Source organism: Wolbachia endosymbiont of Kerria lacca, from assembly GCF_051602725.1.
In the GTDB taxonomy this organism is placed as follows: Bacteria; Pseudomonadota; Alphaproteobacteria; order Rickettsiales; family Anaplasmataceae; genus Wolbachia.
This window is the reverse complement of the sequence record NZ_CP192272.1, coordinates 1,110,242-1,129,651: the sequence shown is the minus strand read 5'-3', so window position 1 is coordinate 1,129,651 and position 19,410 is coordinate 1,110,242. Positions and strand designations below refer to the sequence as shown.

At 33.7% G+C, this 19,410-nt stretch carries 23 protein-coding genes and 1 tRNA gene; 16 read left to right on the top strand and 8 right to left on the bottom strand.

The genetic code is table 11. The annotated features are described in order from the left end of the window. The first annotated feature begins 33 nt into the window (after positions 1 to 33). The 3 genes from ACQ4M0_RS05295 to ffh all read left to right on the top strand — a co-directional run bounded on the left by ACQ4M0_RS05295 (position 34) and on the right by ffh (position 3,911). A complete protein-coding gene (locus ACQ4M0_RS05295) occupies positions 34 to 414 on the top strand; it encodes a hypothetical protein (protein WP_213863887.1) in 381 nt (126 codons plus the stop codon). A gap of 609 nt (positions 415 to 1,023) precedes the next feature. Then, positions 1,024 to 2,583: a proton-conducting transporter transmembrane domain-containing protein gene (locus tag ACQ4M0_RS05290; RefSeq protein ID WP_438456340.1), complete on the top strand. Its 1,560-nt coding sequence runs from the start codon at positions 1,024 to 1,026 to the stop codon at positions 2,581 to 2,583. Then, a complete protein-coding gene (gene ffh / locus ACQ4M0_RS05285; protein ID WP_438456339.1) occupies positions 2,568 to 3,911 on the top strand; it encodes a signal recognition particle protein in 1,344 nt (447 codons plus the stop codon). Before ACQ4M0_RS05290 ends, ffh begins: the two co-directional genes overlap by 16 nt. Positions 3,912 to 4,190: 279 nt before the next feature. Here ffh and ACQ4M0_RS05280 read toward each other — a convergent pair whose 3' ends face one another. Together ACQ4M0_RS05280 and ACQ4M0_RS05275 are read right to left on the bottom strand one after the other, a co-directional pair. After that, on the bottom strand, positions 4,191 to 4,892 hold the full coding sequence (locus ACQ4M0_RS05280) for an ABC transporter ATP-binding protein (RefSeq protein ID WP_438456338.1): 702 nt from the start codon (positions 4,890 to 4,892) through the stop codon (positions 4,191 to 4,193). Beyond that, positions 4,885 to 5,667 (bottom strand): MlaE family ABC transporter permease, encoded by a 783-nt coding sequence (locus tag ACQ4M0_RS05275; RefSeq protein ID WP_438456337.1) that lies wholly within the window; start codon positions 5,665 to 5,667, stop codon positions 4,885 to 4,887. Before ACQ4M0_RS05275 ends, ACQ4M0_RS05280 begins: the two co-directional genes overlap by 8 nt. A 231-nt stretch (positions 5,668 to 5,898) precedes the next feature. On the opposite strand from ACQ4M0_RS05275, the gene rpmF reads away from it, so the two are divergent. The 4 genes from rpmF to ACQ4M0_RS05255 all read left to right on the top strand — a co-directional run bounded on the left by rpmF (position 5,899) and on the right by ACQ4M0_RS05255 (position 8,292). Beyond that, on the top strand, positions 5,899 to 6,081 hold the full coding sequence (rpmF, locus tag ACQ4M0_RS05270; protein ID WP_006014434.1) for a 50S ribosomal protein L32: 183 nt from the start codon (positions 5,899 to 5,901) through the stop codon (positions 6,079 to 6,081). 8 nt (positions 6,082 to 6,089) lie between these two features. Further along, positions 6,090 to 7,127, top strand: a complete 1,038-nt coding sequence (gene plsX, locus ACQ4M0_RS05265) for a phosphate acyltransferase PlsX (protein WP_438456336.1) — start codon at positions 6,090 to 6,092, stop codon at positions 7,125 to 7,127. Then, positions 7,120 to 8,076: a beta-ketoacyl-ACP synthase III gene (locus ACQ4M0_RS05260; protein WP_052264671.1), complete on the top strand. Its 957-nt coding sequence runs from the start codon at positions 7,120 to 7,122 to the stop codon at positions 8,074 to 8,076. The genes plsX and ACQ4M0_RS05260 overlap by 8 nt, the downstream gene beginning before the upstream one ends. Before the next feature lie 142 nt (positions 8,077 to 8,218). Beyond that, a tRNA-Arg gene (locus tag ACQ4M0_RS05255) sits at positions 8,219 to 8,292 on the top strand. Between the two features lie 8 nt (positions 8,293 to 8,300). On the opposite strand, the gene ACQ4M0_RS05250 is transcribed toward ACQ4M0_RS05255, so the two are convergent. Then, entirely contained in the window at positions 8,301 to 9,251 is a 951-nt protein-coding gene (locus ACQ4M0_RS05250; protein WP_180708352.1) for a complex I NDUFA9 subunit family protein, read from the bottom strand. A gap of 47 nt (positions 9,252 to 9,298) precedes the next feature. After that, positions 9,299 to 10,675, bottom strand: a complete 1,377-nt coding sequence (locus ACQ4M0_RS05245) for a UDP-N-acetylmuramoyl-tripeptide--D-alanyl-D-alanine ligase (protein ID WP_019078639.1) — start codon at positions 10,673 to 10,675, stop codon at positions 9,299 to 9,301. Between the two features lie 184 nt (positions 10,676 to 10,859). On the opposite strand from ACQ4M0_RS05245, the gene ACQ4M0_RS05240 reads away from it, so the two are divergent. From ACQ4M0_RS05240 to mdh, 7 genes are read left to right on the top strand one after another with little or no spacing between them, the layout of a single operon-like run. Continuing rightward, on the top strand, positions 10,860 to 11,594 hold the full coding sequence (locus ACQ4M0_RS05240; RefSeq protein ID WP_007302253.1) for a hypothetical protein: 735 nt from the start codon (positions 10,860 to 10,862) through the stop codon (positions 11,592 to 11,594). Positions 11,595 to 11,597: 3 nt separating this feature from the next. Further along, on the top strand, positions 11,598 to 11,882 hold the full coding sequence (locus tag ACQ4M0_RS05235) for a hypothetical protein (protein ID WP_438456335.1): 285 nt from the start codon (positions 11,598 to 11,600) through the stop codon (positions 11,880 to 11,882). A gap of 6 nt (positions 11,883 to 11,888) precedes the next feature. Further along, positions 11,889 to 12,257: an HIT domain-containing protein gene (locus tag ACQ4M0_RS05230; protein WP_006014413.1), complete on the top strand. Its 369-nt coding sequence runs from the start codon at positions 11,889 to 11,891 to the stop codon at positions 12,255 to 12,257. Between the two features lie 17 nt (positions 12,258 to 12,274). After that, positions 12,275 to 12,628: an NADH-quinone oxidoreductase subunit A gene (gene ndhC / locus ACQ4M0_RS05225; RefSeq protein WP_213863882.1), complete on the top strand. Its 354-nt coding sequence runs from the start codon at positions 12,275 to 12,277 to the stop codon at positions 12,626 to 12,628. Further along, the gene (locus tag ACQ4M0_RS05220) at positions 12,619 to 13,122 is read left to right on the top strand and encodes a NuoB/complex I 20 kDa subunit family protein (RefSeq protein WP_007302257.1); all 504 of its coding nucleotides are present in this window, start codon (positions 12,619 to 12,621) and stop codon (positions 13,120 to 13,122) included. The genes ndhC and ACQ4M0_RS05220 overlap by 10 nt, the downstream gene beginning before the upstream one ends. A 1-nt stretch (position 13,123) precedes the next feature. Next, complete coding sequence (locus tag ACQ4M0_RS05215) at positions 13,124 to 13,699, top strand: NADH-quinone oxidoreductase subunit C (RefSeq protein ID WP_007302258.1); 576 nt, start codon at positions 13,124 to 13,126, stop codon at positions 13,697 to 13,699. Between the two features lie 3 nt (positions 13,700 to 13,702). Beyond that, on the top strand, positions 13,703 to 14,647 hold the full coding sequence (gene mdh / locus ACQ4M0_RS05210; protein WP_007302259.1) for a malate dehydrogenase: 945 nt from the start codon (positions 13,703 to 13,705) through the stop codon (positions 14,645 to 14,647). A 5-nt stretch (positions 14,648 to 14,652) separates the two neighbouring features. Here the strand turns inward: mdh and ACQ4M0_RS05205 are convergent, their stop codons facing one another. Genes ACQ4M0_RS05205 through ACQ4M0_RS05195 form a run of 3 tightly spaced genes read right to left on the bottom strand, consistent with a single transcriptional unit; the run spans position 14,653 to position 16,511 of the window. Beyond that, complete coding sequence (locus tag ACQ4M0_RS05205; protein ID WP_007302260.1) at positions 14,653 to 15,441, bottom strand: TatD family hydrolase; 789 nt, start codon at positions 15,439 to 15,441, stop codon at positions 14,653 to 14,655. Next, on the bottom strand, positions 15,431 to 15,919 hold the full coding sequence (locus ACQ4M0_RS05200) for an RNA pyrophosphohydrolase (protein WP_438456334.1): 489 nt from the start codon (positions 15,917 to 15,919) through the stop codon (positions 15,431 to 15,433). The genes ACQ4M0_RS05205 and ACQ4M0_RS05200 overlap by 11 nt, the downstream gene beginning before the upstream one ends. Beyond that, positions 15,912 to 16,511: an AAA family ATPase gene (locus ACQ4M0_RS05195; protein ID WP_052264674.1), complete on the bottom strand. Its 600-nt coding sequence runs from the start codon at positions 16,509 to 16,511 to the stop codon at positions 15,912 to 15,914. Before ACQ4M0_RS05195 ends, ACQ4M0_RS05200 begins: the two co-directional genes overlap by 8 nt. Positions 16,512 to 16,639: 128 nt before the next feature. Here ACQ4M0_RS05195 and rsfS point away from each other — a divergent pair, with 128 nt between their 5' ends. Both rsfS and tyrS read left to right on the top strand, forming a co-directional pair. Beyond that, positions 16,640 to 16,957 carry a ribosome silencing factor gene (rsfS, locus tag ACQ4M0_RS05190; RefSeq protein ID WP_007302263.1) on the top strand — a complete coding sequence of 106 codons (318 nt, stop codon included), beginning with the start codon at positions 16,640 to 16,642 and terminating at the stop codon, positions 16,955 to 16,957. A 228-nt stretch (positions 16,958 to 17,185) separates the two neighbouring features. Beyond that, a complete protein-coding gene (tyrS, locus tag ACQ4M0_RS05185; RefSeq protein ID WP_012481931.1) occupies positions 17,186 to 18,448 on the top strand; it encodes a tyrosine--tRNA ligase in 1,263 nt (420 codons plus the stop codon). A gap of 102 nt (positions 18,449 to 18,550) precedes the next feature. Here tyrS and ACQ4M0_RS05180 read toward each other — a convergent pair whose 3' ends face one another. After that, positions 18,551 to 19,303 carry an ankyrin repeat domain-containing protein gene (locus tag ACQ4M0_RS05180; protein WP_007302265.1) on the bottom strand — a complete coding sequence of 251 codons (753 nt, stop codon included), beginning with the start codon at positions 19,301 to 19,303 and terminating at the stop codon, positions 18,551 to 18,553. Between the last annotated feature and the right edge of the window lie 107 nt (positions 19,304 to 19,410).

The following is a 19,410-nucleotide window of genomic DNA, read 5'->3' as shown; positions in this document are numbered from 1 at the left end:
TACTACAATAATAATTTTTATTAAGGTAGCATTATGACATACAACTTAACACTGTCATTTCCAAAGGAAAAATACTCTATAGACAAGAACAGCTATGAATTTATAGCAAGAGATAAAGAAGGCAACAGATTTATCATGACTACAGATGATAAACAAAAAGGAAAAATTTCTTTTTGTAAAGATGACGTTAATGAGTGTAAGTTTACGCAACACTATGCAGTCAAAGATCCAAAAATATGTAATAAGCTCCCTGATATTGACAGTGTTGACTATATCACTGTTATTATGGAAGATTATGGTGAAAAATACTTCCACAATAGGATATTAAGTGGGCTCAATAAGTGTGATATTGATTACACAGTTGTGGATGATGGTACAACACAGAATGTACTGTTAGAGGATTTTATAATCTAATTTTTCACTATATAGCTACTCAAGAGCTTTCTGAGTTCCAGTATCTGCTGCTCAAATGCGTAATTACAGCACTTGACTATAGACTGAAAACAATCTAATATTCCGCTACTTGTTAGTGGAACCTATCTATACCATTATCCAAAAAACATAAAAAACTAAATTAACAAATAATTCTTTAATAGGATCAACTATTGCAAAGGTCATAAAAGTTGAATGAGTGAATTGAAAACTACTAGCTACATTAGATTTGTACAGATAATTAAGAGAAAGCGAGTAAATAACTTTCAATTGGTGGAGTTACTGAAGTTCTTGGTATTAAAGTGACGCCAAACTTTATTTCAAAAAGTAAATAATTTACTAATGCTCGTGCACAAATTAAAAATAAATTATGCACGAGTGTAGCACTATGAATTAGGAGTGCTATATTAAAGCTTACCTCACTATTAAAGCTATCGGTCAGATTAGATTAAAAACCTAATCTGACCGGTTTCTCTACAACCCTCTAAACCCTGATATAATTATATGGTAATTAGTTTAATTAGTGGTTAATATGCAAATTGATTTTATTCATATATTAAGATAGCATAAACCATATTGGTTTAAATTATTGTGCAACTTTATAAATCGTCACTGCTACTTCTACTGACTGCATTAATAGTTATAGTTCTAAAATTACCTGAAAATTTGAGCATTGCAGTAAATTGGTCTCTCCCAATTCTAGATTTTGATTTATCTTTTCGTATCGTACTAATATCTTTTTTGTCAGTTGCATTTTTAGCTGTTCTACCAACACAAAATTTGACTTTTTCAGAGATGCTATCTTTTGCTGCTTACACTACCTGTTCACTCTGTGCAATTTTATCCAAGCAGATGATATTGGTTATAATATTCTGTGAATTAATGACCGTCAGTGCATTTTTTACTATCGCAGCTGGCTGTAGAGATAGTGGACCTGCAATAAGGTACGCTTGTGTACACTTTTTCGTTGGAGTTATATTAATAGCAGGATTGGCACTTCAAAGCACTAACCTGATAATTTGGGGTTTGTTGATAAACTGCGCTTGTTTTCCTTTTTCATTTTGGGTTGTTGATGCATATCCTGCTGCATCGCTACATGGCACCACATATCTCTCTTTATTTACCACTAAAGTCTCTTTTTTAGTGATACTTTTACACACTTATAACCTATGGCAAGATTGTACTGAAATATTAGCGCTTGTAGGCGCCATCACTGCAATTTACAGTATTATATTTGCTTCTCTTGAGCAAAATATTCGCAGATTTTTATGCTATAACGTTGTAGGACAAATGGGCTTGCTGATTATTGCAGGAAGTTTGCTCAGTCCTTCGGAAAAAGCAATACCAATTTTGATACTGCATATAATCTTCTCTCTTGTTTATCAATCATTATTGTTTGTGGTCAGTAATTCGATTATTTTACAAACAAAAACAATTAGTTTTAATGGAGTGGGTAAACTGATGTCAGTGGAAGGCATGTGTGCTATAATCGCAATACTTACAATGGCTGCATTTCCTGGAACCGTTGGATTTATCAGTAAATCATATATCACAGCTGAAATTGAAATGAACACTGTTGCCTTAAAAGGGTACAAAAATTTATATAAGGTTCTAAATTTGCTGCTTCATTTAAGCGTTGGGCTAAAGTTTCTTTATTACTTATTTATTGCAAAAAGTAAGTCAAAACCTTTAGCAGAGAGGGGAGGCAAAATGACTATGATTATTTTAGCATTTATATGCGTAATCGCTGGCAATCCTTACTTACCTATTTACAATAAACCTTCAATTTTTGATCTGGTGTACAATACACAAAACATTTGGTCTCAGTTTTATTTATTACTATGTACCACTTTATTGTTTATTCCTTTACGCAAGTTATTTTTGCCAAGAATAAATTTTAAAATGGATGTTGATTGGATTTTTAGAGCTTTCATACCTTATACTGTCTTGCTGTTCAATCAACTGGTCTTTAAAGTGAGAGAAATGTCTGCCAACGTACTGCAAAACTTGACTAATTCACTTGCTAGTTTATACTTTAATAATATTACTAAACTTAAAGAAGTGCTGAGTTATAACTCAGTGAGTTTTGTTTCAGCTTCTTCTCTATTTTTAATGAGTATTCTACTAGCGCTATTATGTTTAAATCGTTAACCGAAAGTTTAAATTCTGTATTTAGTAAACTGAGAGGAAAGTCAATCATTTCTGAAGATGATTTTAACCTTGCCATGCGTGAAATACGTATAGCTTTAATTGAAGCTGACGTTTCACTTGAAGTTACGAAAAAATTCATCAATGACATTAAAGATAAAGTGATTGGGGAAAAAGTCATAAAAAGCGTTTCTCCATCGCAAATGATAATCAAAATTGTGCAGGATAATTTAGTTGCAGTTCTCGGATCAGAGAAAAGCGACTTAAACCTAGCAGCTAAACCCCCTGCTGTGATTATGATGGTGGGCCTACAAGGTGCGGGTAAAACAACCACCTCAGGGAAGCTTGCTTTAAAGTTAAAAAAACAAAAGAAAAAAGTGATGCTCGCTTCTTTAGACATTTATAGACCGGCTGCCCAAAAACAACTTGAAGTGCTAGGTAAACAAATAGATGTGCAAACTTTACCTGTAGTAATAGACGAGAAGCCCGTTACAATTACAAAAAGGGCACTGGCAGCAGCAAAGAACGAAAATTATGATGTATTAATACTAGACACCGCAGGCAGGCTTCATATTGATAATAATATGATGAATGAGTTGAAAGCCGTAAAGGAAATAGCTTCACCTGCAGAAGTTATTTTAGTAGCCGACGCAATGATAGGCCAGGATTCGGTCAATATTGCCAAATCATTCAATGAGATAATAGGTGTAACCGGCATTATTCTCACCCGTGTTGATGGTGATGCACGTGGTGGTGCTGCTCTTTCTATGAAAATGATCACCGATTGTCCAATTAAATTTATTGCTTGTGGTGAAAAATTAAGTGATCTCGATGATTTTTATCCCGATAGAATTGCAAAAAGGATACTTAGCATGGGTGATGTTGTATCATTGGTTGAAAAAGCTGCTGAGATTGTTGGTCAGGAAGAAATTGATAAGTTACAAAAGAAAGTAAAAAAGGGTAAATTCGACCTAAACGACCTAGTGGGAATGTTAAAGACTCTGAGTAAAATGGATGGCATTAGCAACATAATGAAATTCATTCCTAGTTCATTCACAAAAAAGCTAAGTAGCAGTGTGCCCGATGACAATAAAGTGAAAAAATATATAGCCATCATAAACTCAATGACCGAAAAAGAAAGGCAAAATCCAGATATTTTAAATGGCAAAAGAAGACTTAGAATTTCTAAGGGGTCCGGAACAAGTGTAACTGACGTTAATCTTCTAATTAAGCAGTATAATCAAACGAGCTCTATGGTGAATAAGTTCAGTAAAATTGACCATAGTAAACTCAAAGAATCTGATTTGATGGATATGCTAAGCAGAAAGTAAGTCAGCAGGTAGTGGAATGAAATAAAATCATCAGTTGTAATTGCTGTTGAATAGTAAAGTATATTATTTTAGCGTGAAGTAATAAATTCAATAAATTTCTTCAGTTGGAATTGGCATGATAATCAAAATTGATACAAGTTACTTTATCTATATTTAATGCGCTGTTTTATAGCTAACACACTATACCACCGTAGCACTACACTAGTAACAGACCGAAGGTTATCGATATCTCAAGTTAGGCTAGTTACAGCATCCATAATATCGTTTGTAAACCTGTAGCTATATACAATAAATGAACTTTTTTATATATTCGTTGTTAGTATTTTGTATTTCCTGAACAGTTCCGTGAGAAATGATCTCCCCTTCATATAATACTGCTATTTTATCAGCTATTTTAAATGCACTATGAATATCATGTGTAATCGTGATAATTGTAGGGTTAAAGTCTTTAGATAATTTTATTATTATCTCATTTACCATATCTGACATAATTGGGTCCAATCCTGAAGTTGGCTCATCCAATACAATAATTTCTGGATTGTGCGCAATCGCCCTTGCAAGTGCTACTCTTTTTTTCATTCCGCCTGATAGCTCGATTGGAAACATATCTGCTATGCTTTCCTCCAGTCCAACATCATTTAACTTCTCGATTGCTAGCTGTTTTGCCTCCTTTTCGCTGATATTAAAGCGCTTTTTATAATTAAAAGATATATTTTCCCACACTGTAACGTAGTCAAACAAAGCGGAATTTTGAAATAAGACTCCAAATTTATTTTTGCTTTTACTATTTATTTTAATAGACCCTGAGTCTGGTGTCAGTAATCCAATAATTATTTTTGTTAATACAGATTTACCACTTCCTGAGCCGCCAAGTATGACTAATGATTCTCCTTTCGATATATTGAAAGTTATGTTGTTTAATATCGTTCTATCATCAAAGGATAAGCTTATATTCAATATTGATATTATGGGGCTATGCATGTATTAAAGTAATTAAGTAATTTGCTAAAATTATCAATATAGAGGATATAACAACAGTTGATGTTGTTGCAATACCTACTCCTCGTGCACCTTCCCTACAATGGTAACCGTAATAACAACTTGAAACAGAAATTATGGCTCCAAAAGCAGTCGCTTTCATTAGCCCAACAATAAAATCGTACATATTAAAGAATTGAGCTGTATATTTTATGTATATATTTAAATTGTGGTTAAATTCAAAGACTGCGGTGACATACCCTCCAAATATTCCTATTAGATCTGCACATACTGTAAGTATTGGAAATACTATAACTGACGCTAGAATTCTTGGTACAATTAAATATTTTAAAGGATTGATGTCCAAAGTTGTAAGTGCATCTATTTGTTCAGTGATGCGCATCGTGCCAATTTCTGCTGCAATTGAGGACCCAACCTTTCCTACCATTATTAAGCTGATCAAAACTGGCCCTAACTCTTTAATGATAGTGATCGCAACAAGTTTAGGTACTACTTGTTCTTGATTAATCAATATACCACTTAAGCTACTCTGTAAAACTATCACTGCTCCTATAAAAACTCCAGTGAGCCCAACAATTGGCAAAGAGAAAAAGCCTATCTCTATAATTTGTCTTGCCACATTGCTAAAATAATATGGAGGAATAAAGCAGTGGTATAGAGATTGAATAAAAAATACAAATGCGTTACCAATCCTCAACAGAAAGTTCATAAAGCATCTACCGATTATTCTAACGCTGTCTATATTAAAGGAACTCACTTTACATTTATCTTAGCTAAAATTAGTTTTACTGATTTTATTAAAATTTTTATTAACTTCGCCAGAGTATAGTCAAGATATGTCTTAAGTTCAATATACTTTGATCAAAATGCTTGAGTTTAAGTTTATAAGACTGAATTGTATAAGAAAACCTTATTTATTTTGCTATTTACTCCTTGTAAAAAACATGCTACTAATAAATTGTGTTATATAATTGAATTGGAGTAAGTTTTGGCAGTTCCGAAGAGAAAAAAGTCAAAGTCAAGGCGTAATATGCATCGTTCTCATCATGCTATTAAGCCTAAGAATATTGTAGTATGTGCAACAACTGGAGAATTCATGTTGCCTCACAACATAGCAGTTGACAATAGTTACAAAGGAAAACGTGTTTTCATTAAACAAAAGGCGGAGTAACTCATGATATGTTACCCACGGTCAACAACAACATAGCTATCGCACTTGATGCTATGGGAGGGGATTTTGCACCTCTTTCCGTAATTCAAGGTGCTAGTTTTTTCTTGGATAATCTTGTTGACTCAGGTGTTGAAGTTTTTTTTCATATTTATGGAGATCAGAAAGAAATATCTCCTTTGCTTTCAAAATACAAAAAAGTAAGCGATAACTCCGAATTTACCCATTGCTCTGATAATGTTCTTCCAAATGATAAACCCTCTTTTGCACTTAGACATCGCAAAGATTCAAGTATGAAGGCAGCTGTTGAAGCAGTGAAAAAAGGTAAAGCTTTTGGGATGGTGTCTTCAGGCAACACTGGAGCATTGATGGCTATCTCCAGATTTATTTTAGGAACATTACCCAATATCTATCGTCCTGCTATTGCATCTGTCTGTCCAACTAAGACAAAAAGCTTTGCATTGCTTGATCTTGGTGCAAATGTTGACTGTAATACTGACTCATTATTTCAATTTGCATTAATGGGGAGTATATTTGCAAAAATAGCATTAAAAGTTGAAAATCCTGAAGTCGCTTTGCTAAACATTGGTACAGAGGAAGTGAAAGGTACTGACTCAGTAAGAGGAGCTTTTGAGTTACTCAAAAATGCTCCAAGTATTAACTTCAAAGGATATATAGAGGCAAGTGAATTTTTAGATGGTAATATAGACGTAATTGTTGCTGATGGTTTTGTTGGTAATGTAATGCTCAAGACAGCTGAGGCAACTGCTGGTACTTTTATCAGTCTAATAAAACAGGAAGTATTTAATTCATGGATGACAAAAATGCTTGTCGGCATATTGTTAAAACCCAAGCTAAATAAAGCATTAGAGCGTTTTAATCCTAAAATTAGAAGTGGAGCTATGTTTTTAGGGCTAAATGGTATCATTATAAAGAGCCACGGAAATTCTGATGCTATTTCTTTTGCTCACGCTATAAAATTTGCAGTAAATGCAATCAGTGAAAATTTGAACCAGAAGATAATTAACGGGGTAAGTCATATTGAATAAAAGTTTCATATTGAGCACTGGTTCTTACCTACCAAAAAAAATTTTGAGTAATAACGAAATTGCATTGATAGTTGAAACAAACGATGAATGGATACGGCAAAGAACAGGAATAGTTCAAAGACATATAGCAGATGAAGGAGAACTAACGTCAGATTTAGCTGTTAATGCAGCAAAAAATGCTATAGAAAAAGCGAAAATTTCAATAGATGAAATTGGTTTGATCATAGTTGCAACAACAACACCTGACAAAACTTTGCCTAGCTGTGCAACGATTGTACAAAGTAAGTTAAAATGTAAAAATGCATTTTCTTTTGATGTACAAGCAGCATGCTCTGGTTTTATATATGCAGTTACAGTTGCTGATTCGCTCATAAAATCTGACAATAGAATAAAATATGCGCTCGTTATTGGTGCTGAAATAATGTCTAGGATTGTTGACTGGGAAGATAGGTCAACTTGTGTACTCTTTGGTGATAGTGCTGGTGCAGTGATAATAAAATCAGAAATGGGTAGCAGCGGCATCATATCAACAAACTTACACTCTGATGGCAATGTGGACATACTATGTACGAACGGAGGGGTATCCTCTACTCGTGATTCTGGAAAGATACTTATGAATGGAAGAGAAGTGTTTAAACATGCAGTGGATAAGTTAACAGCCTCAGTAGAGGAAACTCTGAAATGCAATAATTTGAAAATCATTGATATTGACTGGTTAATTCCCCATCAAGCAAACATTCGTATTATTGAAGCAGTAGTAAAGAAATTAGATTTTCCTATAGAGAAAGTGATTAATACCGTTGATAAGCATGCAAACACCTCAGCAGCATCAATTCCACTGGCCTTAGACTATGCAATACAAGAATCAAAAATAAAATCAGGAAATCTGGTACTGCTGATTTCAATAGGTGCAGGCCTGACCTGGGGTTCTGTGTTACTGCGCTATTAGACTTCCTATTACCCACGCTTCTTTTTTCTCAGTTTTATCGTTACATGCTGTACTGACAAAGTTTTGAGATATTATCACAAACATTATATTCACAAGAAATACTTGACTTCACGTGTACTAAGAAGCATTTTATATATGATGTGTGCCCGTAGCTCAGTTGGATAGAGCAACAGCCTTCTAAGCTGTGGGTCGTAGGTTCGAATCCTACCGGGCACATTCTTCTATCAATGCTTTCTATAAATTTTCAAGTATTCTGGCACCACATTTTCAATTGCTAGTGGTCTAATTTTCATTGTTCCGAGATCATCTGACTTTTCGATTGAACTACTCATCATAACTTTCACCTGATCTCGAGTAAGTATAGGGCTTGCATCTCCGGTTATAGGTTTTAACAGTACAGAAACAACTTTACTTTCTAAGAAAAAGGCTATCAATCTTGCCATTGGAAAAGGTACATTGATCAGTAGACACTTTCTGTTAGTCACATTCAGAATAAACTTTAATAAGCTTTTAAAAGAGTAAACTTTTGGTCCACCTATATTATAAATTTTTTTATCTTGCTTATTAAAGCTGATAATACGGTATACCACTTCAGCTAAGTTTGTTACACATATCGGCTGAAACTTCGTTATTCCACTACCGATTAACGGCAAAAAAGGAAGAATTGTTGCTAATCTTGCAAATTTATTGAAGAAACTATCTTCTTTACCGAATACAAGACTTGGCTTAATTATCATTGCTCCTTGAAACGCCGAAGCTACAGCTTTCTCACCTTTCAATTTACTTTGGGCATATTTTGATAACTTATCATTTTCTATTCCCATGGCAGAAAAATGTATCATCATGGATACATTTTTTATTTGCGCAGCTTTTGCTATTCTTTCAGCTATTCCAACATGAACTGTATAGAAATCGTATTTTCTTTTTTCATATAATATTCCTACTAAATTTATAACAACATCACACCCCTCCATACTTTCTAAAATTGATCTTTCATTAAAAAAATCTCCTTCAATTATTGATATTTGTCCTAAATTTCCACATAACTTCAGACAAGCAGCTTTTTCCTGATCACGAGTAAATATTCTTATTAAATACCCCGCCGCTGCCAAGCGTCTTACGATGTGTTTTCCTATAAATCCCGTTCCACCAAAAATAATTATACGTTTTATCACAGTTAAAACTTCCAATAGCTTAACTTTAAATTAATACAATAGTTTATTTAATATTCTATTGTGAATTCCTGCACTATAAGGTCCATTCTCATTCCATGAGAACCTTTAACTAAAATTACATCATTACCTTGAACAATATTAGCTAAATTACTTTTCAATTGGTTAGAATCATCGAAATGCATGCCTTTTATATTCTCCGGTAAAAGTTTATTCAATTCTAACATAAATTTACCAACTGTATGAACTTTATTCACATTTTGTTCTACTATAGAGTCAAGCAATTCTGTATGAAATACTATGCTTTCATTACCAAGTCCTAACATATCGCCAAGTAGTGCCACTTTTCTTAAATTAGAATATGTACCTAAAGTTCTTATTGCAGCCTTCATTGAAGTAGGGTTAGCATTATAGGAGTCGTTAATCAAATGTACTAATTTTCCATTGTATTTAGCTTGATGAACATTACCTCTACCTTCTGTTACAGTAAAATTCTCAAGTGCTAGTGGTAATTTAGATAAATCAAGTTCGAGACTTTGCAAAACTGCTGTAACAACTAATGCAGAGTATGCAAAATGTTCGCCTTTTACAGGTAAATTACAGTTCATAATTTGACCACTGTTCAGTTTGATTTTTAAATTTAGACCGTTATCGTCTCTTATTAGTTCTAACAAACAAACAGTAGCACTTTCATTCTTACCAAAGCTTACTACATTTCTGTTAGCATTTGATAAGAGATAATCATAATGTTCATTATCCTTATTCAAAACCAAAGTACCATTATTTTTCATACCATGTAGAATTTCTAATTTCGCTTGCGCAATATCAAGTAGAGATGAAAAGTTTTCAACATGCGCAGGTTCAATGTTGGTAATAACTGCAATATCCGGATTGCTAATCTTCGATAACTCTTTTATTTCACCAGCTCTACTCATTCCTATTTCAAGGATTAAATACTGGCAGTCTTCTGGCGCTTTTAGAATCGTAAAAGGCAATCCTATATTATTATTCAAGTTACCTTCATTTACATGAGATACTCCATAATGCAACAAAACAGTGTTAAGCATATCTTTTGTAGTGGTTTTCCCAACACTACCTGTAATTGTGATAACTTTAGCATTAACAAGAATATTTCTAATGTAATATGATGCCATATTATGCAAAGCTTTTAGAGTATCTTGCACAATAATTAGAGGAAAATTTCTATATTTATCTTCGCTTACTACCGCAGCAACAGCTCCTTTTAAAAATGCTTCATGTAGAAAATCATGCCCATCAAATTTCTTTCCCTTGAGAGCAATAAATAAATCACCTTTTTTTATGCTTCTTGTATCCGTTGAAATATTTGAGCTATACACCGAATTACAAACACCCTCCCCTCTTCCGCCAGTAGCATCTATAATATTATTTGCGTTCCATTTTAACATAATTTATCTTTAAAGGTAATTTGAACAAGAAAAGCAGCAAAAATACTACATACTTTGGTAATGTACAAATAATGATTGCTATTTCTATAATTTCATCTTATAATAGATATACAAGCTTAAATATTTTCGTCTATAATTGAGTGTGTTTTACTATCTGATTGTAGAAAGTGACTTGGAGGTATGTATGGCAAAAGATGAGTCAAATAAAAAGTCTATTTTGGCTAAGATAAAAGGCGTGTTTTTTCTTGTGCCTAAAGCACTTATTTATCCTATGAAGAAACCGTTTGCTTCAATTGATGAAATGAAGCATGATGCTAAAGTTTCATTAAAAAACGCTGTGAGTGATTTGCCTAAAGAAGAAGAGAAATATGACCCACCTATAAAAACCACAGAAGCTAGTAAGTACCTCGGCATACAAATAACAAAACAAGAAAAAGGTAAGGTAAGTTTTTTAGCGTCAAGAACTTTAACGGGGGATATACCTTACTTGAGTCCAGAGAAATTAGATGAAATAAGGGAAGATCTGCCCAATATAACTATTTTTAGAGAAGAAAACAAAATTGTAATTGAAGTTGATGTTGAAAAAATTATCCAAGAAATAAAAGATAAAAATCTAGGTATGGATGAAAAAGTAATGAAAAAGTACGCTCTTGAAGGAATTTATAATAAGATTGATTGTGATCTTAAAAATTTGGCAAAAATTACTGGTGGAGAGTTTAAAGTTCACACAGATCGGAAATTGCTGTATGGTATTGCAGAAAAGTTGTATAGTGGATATGATAGTAAAAAGCAGAAGTCACAGGAAGTTGTAAGGCCTATGGATAAAGAAAAGTCATCAGAGAAAATTTTAAATAATTGGCAAAAAGCTATTAAACAAGATTTTGAAAGTTGCGAAAGCATAAGAGGTAGGGGGAAATAAATTATGGAGAGTGTTATGAAAGAAGTTCAAATAGAGGAAAGGTATCATAGCCTAACTGTTCCTGGAGATATGTATCATTTACAACCAGAAGTTATTGCTGCAAGAAGGGCAAATAGAATAGAAACTTTTTCAAAAAGACACCAAATGGACTATGGGTCAATTTTGCGTGGACAAGATATACAGCTAAAAGACGACGCTTCAAGTCTTGAAGATGCTTCTAGTGAAGCAGCAATAAGCCCACCTTCTACACCAAATCATAAGCAAAATAGAAGAGGACCAGGAATTTAATAAAGTATGGGTAGTACAGCTTATGATGACACTAATATCTTTGCTAAGATATTAAGAGGTGAGTTGTCTTATGAGGAAATACATAAAAATGAAAATGTGCTGGCTTTTCGTGATAAGTATCCTGATGCACCAGTTCATATTCTAGTTATACCAAAAGCTCAATACGTTTCATACGATGATTTTGTTCTGAAAGCTTCCGAAGAGGAAATAGTAAGTTTTTTTAAAACTGTTAGAGAAATAGCACATAAATATAACTTAGAAAAAACAGGATATAGATTAGTTACTAATCACGGTAAAGATGGAGAGCAAGTTATACCGCACTTTCACATACATATTTTAGGTGGTAAAAGATTAGGAAAGCATGTAAATTCATAGTGTTATATGTTTTTTAAATGAGTGAATATTTAACCATATTAATTTTTATCTGTGTATTAATTGTAGTATCCTTTACTTTAGGTGTATTACCTATGTTTCTTGCAGTCAGTAACCCAGATGGTGAAAAGCTTTCTACATATGAGTGTGGCTTTAATCCTTTATCAAGAGCCAGAAAAAGTTTCGACATAAAATTTTACTTAGTTGCAATATTGTTCATAATATTCGATTTAGAAATTGCTTTTCTTTTCCCTTGGGCCGTTTCTTTATCTAAAATAAGCTATTGCGGATTTTGGTCTATGATGATATTCCTTGCAATACTTACTATAGGCTTTATTTATGAGTGGTGTAAAGGTGCGTTGGAATGGGAATAAATTTATCTAATGGCGACTGGAATCGTTACAAAAAAGAAGGTTTTCTTATCACTAAATTTGGCGATTTAATAGATTATATAATGAACTGGGCAAGGTCTGGTTCATTGTGGCCAATGACATTTGGTCTTGCATGTTGCGCAGTAGAGATGATGCACACTGCATCCAGTCGTTATGATCTTGATAGATATGGCATAATCTTTCGTGCAAGCCCAAGGCAAGCAGATGTTATGATTGTTGCTGGCACGTTAACTAATAAAATGGCAGCAGCATTGCGTAAAGTTTATGATCAAATGGCAGATCCCAAATACGTCGTCTCTATGGGAAGTTGTGCAAATGGCGGTGGCTATTATCATTATTCTTACTCAGTAGTCCGTGGTTGCGATAGAATTGTGCCAGTTGATGTGTATGTTCCTGGATGCCCTCCAACTGCTGAGGCGTTGCTATATGGAATGCTATGTCTACAAAATAAAATAAAACGAACTAAAAATATATAGCATGGATAAAACTGCAAAATACATACAAAAAAAGACTAAATGTGAATGTATTCAGAAAAATGATGGCACTATTGTAATATATTCAGCTTTGAATGACATTGAAAATCACTTACTCTTTCTACGTGATGATGAAAAGTGTAGGCTTGAATTATTAGTTGACGTTTTTGGAGTTGATTACCCAGATAGAGAAAAACGTTTCGAGCTAATATACAATTTGCTCAGCGTTGTACACAATATCAGAGTGCACATAAAGCTTCAGTTATGTGAAGGTGATATACCTCTAAGTGTAGCAAAGATATTTAACGCAGCTTCGTGGTTTGAGCGTGAAGTATTTGATATGTATGGAATAGAGTTTTCTGATCACCCAGATTTACGTAGGATTTTAACGGATTATGGATTCAAAGGTCATCCAATGTTAAAAGATTTTCCTCTCACTGGCTACGAGGAAGTAAGATACGATATAGAGGCAAAAAAGGTTGTATATAATCCTATAGACTTACCACAAGATTTTCGTATGTTTGACAGCTTATCCCCTTGGGAAGTTAGTAAAGCCACAAAAGTAAATATAAAGGAGTAGAAAATGACAGCACAAAGAAAAAAAATATCTTTGATTGGTGCAGGAAATATCGGTGGGACTCTTGCCCATATGATTGCACTAAGAGAGCTAGGAGATGTTATTTTGCTTGATGTAAGCGATGGAATACCACAAGGTAAAGCACTTGACATTACAGAATCATCTCCTATTGATCGATCTAATGTCAATATTACTGGTACAAATAGGTATGAAGATATAAAAAACTCTGACGCAATTATAATAACTGCTGGCATTGCCAGAAAACCTGGAATGAGCAGAGATGACCTTCTGCAAACTAATGCTGCAGTAATGAAAGAGGTTGGGGAAAATATTAAAAAACATTCTCCAAACGCATTTGTAATAGTGGTTACCAATCCTTTAGATGCTATGGTTTCAGTAGTATACAAATCTTCAAGCCTGCCAACTAATATGATTGTTGGTATGGCAGGAGTGCTTGACTCTGCTCGTTTTCGTTATTTTCTTGCAAGTGAGTTAAATATTTCTGTCGAAGATGTATCTGCTTTTGTGCTTGGAGGACATGGTGACACTATGGTACCACTAATCAATTATGCTTCAATTGCTGGCATTCCACTTACCCAAATCATTGAGATGGGTGTGATTACGCGAGGAAAAGTTGATGAAATAGTTGAGCGCACTCGTAATGGTGGAAAAGAAATAGTTGATCTACTTAAATCTGGATCTGCATACTATGCTCCTGCATCTTCAGCCATAAGCATGCTAGAATCATACTTAAAAGATAAAAGGCGTATATTACCATGCGCTGCTTATCTTAATGGTGAATATGGTGTGAAAGACTTATTCATTGGTGTTCCTACTATTATTGGCAAAAATGGAGTTGAGAAAGTTCTAGAAGTTAAAATGAACGATAGTGAACAAGAGATGTTTTATAAATCTGTAAGTGCAGTAAAAGAGCTCTGTCAGCTAAATTAATTGCCCTATAGAATTTCTTTGAGCTCAAGCTTCGAAAACAGTCTAAAAAAATTATTTGTAGTTATTTTTGCTACTTCTTCTGGCGATTCATTCCATAATTTCGCTAAACAATTCACAACGTATTTCACCATTGCTGGTTCATTTTTTTTTCCTCTGTAAGGCTCAGGTGACAGGTAAGGTGCATCAGTTTCAACTAAAACACGCTCACGTGGCACATTTTGTGCAATTTCTCTTAGTAAGTTCGCATTTTTAAAAGTAATAATTCCAGAAAATGAAATGTATAATCCCAAGTCCATAGCCTTATAAGCAAGCTCTTTAGAAGAAGCAAAGCAATGCATTACTCCACTAAAAGCGTCCTTCTTCATTTCTGAATTTAACATATCAATCATCTCACTATCAGCACTTCTAGTGTGAATAACTAAAGGTAATCCTGTTACTTTTGCCGCTTCTATGTGTGATGCAAAACTTTTTTTTTGATTGCTTTTGTTATCAGATTTATAAAAATCTAATCCGGTTTCACCGATACTAATTACCTTTTTGCCCTTAGTAAATTCAATCAATTCATCAGCATTTATACACTCACCTTTTTCCACAGTAGTATCAAGCGGATGTATACCAACGGAGCAGTAGACTTGATCATAGGATGAAGAGATTTTTAATAATTTAGGGATATCATTAATGCTTATACATATGTTATGCAAAATTCTCACACCATTTTGCTCTGCTCTTGAAATTACCTTTGGTATTTCATCATCAGAAAAATAAATTAGATGACAATGAGAATCAACTATCATAAATAGATCCTTTTATGATAGAAGAAAACTCTTCTATCACTTTTTTATAAACTTCTTTTTTGAACGGTATAGCACTGGCTACCAAATCATCCACATTTTGCCAACGCCACTCTTTGAACTCTGGATGATCAGTATAGTTAATATTAATATCCTTATCCTTCCCACAAAATTTCATTAAGAACCACCTTTGCTTTTGGCCAGAATATCTCCCATTCCAGCATATCGGTATAACTTCCTCGGGTAAGTTGTAATATATCCACTCTTTATTTTGAGCCACAACTTCTGCTTCATCAGTACCAACTTCCTCCAATAGCTCACGTAGCGCTGCCTGCTCTAGCTCTTCACCTTCATCAACTCCTCCTTGTGGCATCTGCCAATAAAAGTCACTATCAAAACGTTTTCCAATAAAAATATTTCCCTGTTTGTTAAATAACATTATGCCAACACAAGGGCGATACTCTTTCTCCTCACTAATCACAAATACTCTCTGTTGCTAAATTATCTATCATAGAAGTTCCAACTACTTTTTTACTATTCATTTTTTCAACAATTTTTTTTGCAACTTCTTTTGCGCTTAAGTTTGAGCTATCAATTTCAAGTGAACCTTGAGGGACAAATAGTTTCTTTCCTTTAATTCTTCTCATAGCAAAATCTGAATCAGTAATTTTTCTCTCCTGCTCTCTTTCCTTTAATTGAACGCGCTTTACTAGTTCTCCACTATTACAATATAACACCACAGGGAGAATCTCCACGTTCATTTTTTTACTTAAATTCACCACTGAGTTGTATACTTTTTGATCATAGGAATCACCTTTTATCAATTCGTTTGTAAATATATAATGCTTTGATTCTATATGGTATTTTTCCAATATTGCTAACATATTCTCTCTAATCACAAAAATTTTTTCCCATATTTCACTTGTAACCTCAGCATTTCTGAAGTCAATCATATCAAATATAATATTATTAAACAGGTTATTGTCTACTATCACCCCATCAATAATATTACACAGCTCTTTTGCAATCGTAAGTTTGCCACTACCCGGAAATCCGATTAAGTAAATGATCATACCATCAGAAAACTATCATATATTACAAATATATGTATTATAAACGTTACACTAGAAACATATCAAAAATAGTTCATATTCAGAAATTTTGAGTGTATCATTACAGATAAATTATATAATTTAGAATAATGAATGGTGATACAGAATCAATAAAAAATACAATTGTAGATGTAATAGATCAAAACAAAGGTCAAGATATAGTTACTTTTGATGTACAGAATAAAACTGTAATTGCAAAATATATGATCATTGCATCCGGTGATTCGAGCCGCCATGTAAAAGCATTAGCTGAGCACGTGATGAAAAATCTCAAGCAATATGATAAAATAGATGTAGAAGGTATGGATGAAGGTAACTGGGTGATTGTGAATTTTCAAGGTATAATGGTTCACCTATTCAGGCCAGAAGTAAGAGAATATTATAAGATAGAAGAGTTATGGAATTGATTATCCAGGTAGCTGGTATACACTTTCAAATGTTGTAATTTTGAAGGCAACCCTTATGAAGTTGGTGGTGTCATTCCAGTGCTTGACGCTGGAATCTAGAAAACTTAATCATAAACGAGCACACTATACAACATTTTTGATGAAATTTCATAATAAACTGGATTCCAGCGTCAAGCACTGGAATGACACCATCGTTAACAACACCGTTTACACACAAAATAACATATTATGAAACATAAATCCGAGTTTTTAAACTTCATTCAAGAAAGAGGATACCTATATCAATGTACAAACATTGATAGGTTAGACCAGCTATTATCACAAGATAATTATATAATTGCATACATTGGGTTTGATTGTACGGCACCAAGTTTGCATATTGGCAGTCTCATTCAAATCATGATGCTCCGTCACCTACAAAAATTCGGTTATAAGCCAATAGTTCTACTTGGAGGTGGCACAACAAAAATTGGTGACCCATCTGGTAAAGACAAAGCAAGAAGCGTCTTGCCGATAGAAGATATCAATCAAAATATACTTGGTATAAAGAAAACCCTCGAGAAGATGATATCTTTCGATTATGGAAAAACTGGTGCAATCATAGTAAACAACGCAGATTGGTTAGATAACATAAAATATATAGACTTTTTGCGTGATATAGGGACACATTTTTCTGTAAATCGCATGTTAGGCTTTGATAGTGTGAAAATTAGGCTAGATAGGGAGCAAAATCTAAGCTTTCTCGAGTTTAATTACATGTTGTTACAAGCCTATGATTTTGTCGAGTTGAATAAAAAGTATGGCTGTCGTTTCCAGATTGGAGGGTCAGACCAATGGGGAAATATAGTAAACGGAATTGAACTTAGCAAAAAGTTAAATTTACCTGAGCTGTTTGGTCTTACCACACCTCTTTTATTAAACGCACAAGGAAAAAAGATGGGCAAAACTGAAAGTGGGGCAGTATGGCTTGATGGCAGCATGCTAAATTCTTATGATTACTGGCAATATTTTCGCAATGTTGATGATCAAGATGTTGGTCGTTTCTTGAGACTTTTCACTGATTTACCAATTGATGAAATTAAAAAACTAGAGTCCTTGAAGGATCAAGAAACAAACGAAGCAAAAAAGGTTTTGGCAACAGAAGTGACGAAAATATGTCACGGTTGCAAAGAAGCCGAACTTGCACGATCTGCTGCAATCTCTGCTTTTGAAAATGAAGACAGTTCATTGCTTTCTGGTTACACTATTACAAAAGAACAAATTGCAAATGGTATACCCTTGATAGACCTGCTGTATGACACCGGTTTTGAACCTTCAAAAGGTGCGGCAAAGCGTTTAATACAAGGCAATGGATGCAAAGTTAATGATAATACTATAAACGATGTTAACTATACAATAAACTCTGAAAGCTTTAAAGGTCAGCCATTTATAAAATTATCTGCAGGAAAGAAACGACATATTAAAATTTTAGTGAGTGAAGTAAGAAAGTAAATTTGTCTCTGTTCAGCAGAATAGCAAAATAAGGTAGCCAAGAAAAGACAATTATAGGAACAAATGGATATCATTAAAGCAGCTGACACTGTGGCAGAATCGCTAGGCAACCCTACTATCGCTAGCAGTTTCTTGCTGTCGATTTGCTGAGATTGGTTTATCAACTTGAGTGTCAGGCTTTGACAATTTATATATAGCATTGCCAACTATTAATGCTGTTGCTGTAATTGCAACTACTGCTATAACTATAGGTATTAACTCAGCTGTAATTGCTCCGGCTGTAAAAAGTGCTATAGATATAGCAGTACCTAATAATGCAGTTACTCCACCGGCAATCCACCCTTTCTTAATTGCTGGACAATTAAGATAGTATAAAGGAGTCTCTCCCCACATATCTACTGCATTAACATTGACACCTCTTTCTACAAGAGCATCTATTATGGCCATACTGCGAAATAAAGCAGCATAGTGTAAAGGAGTCCTTCTCCATATATTTATTGCATTAACATCTGCACCTTTTTCTATGAGAGCGTTTGCTATGTTTATACTATCAAGATAAGTAGTATTATGTAAAGGAGTATCTCCTTTTACATCTTTTTCATTAACATTTGCCCTTTTTTCCATGAGAGCCTTCGCTATATTTTCTAGGTTAAAGGAAGCCACCAAGTGCAAAAGAGTCGCTTTTTCACCATCTTTAAACACATAATTTATATCAAAGCCAGACTTTTCCCACTCTTCATATTCCTTTGAATATCTTTTCAGCTCATTTTGTATTTTTTCAATTACGTTATCTTTGCTTAAATCTTTGTCAACATTAACTAAACTCAATAATTCGTGCCAATTTGAAATTTCCATTGCTATAACCTTACCTTTAATTTTCAATAATGTATTTAATTATATGATAAGAAGTCAATTTAAATAAATTACACATACATGGAACTTATCAGATAAATATATAATAT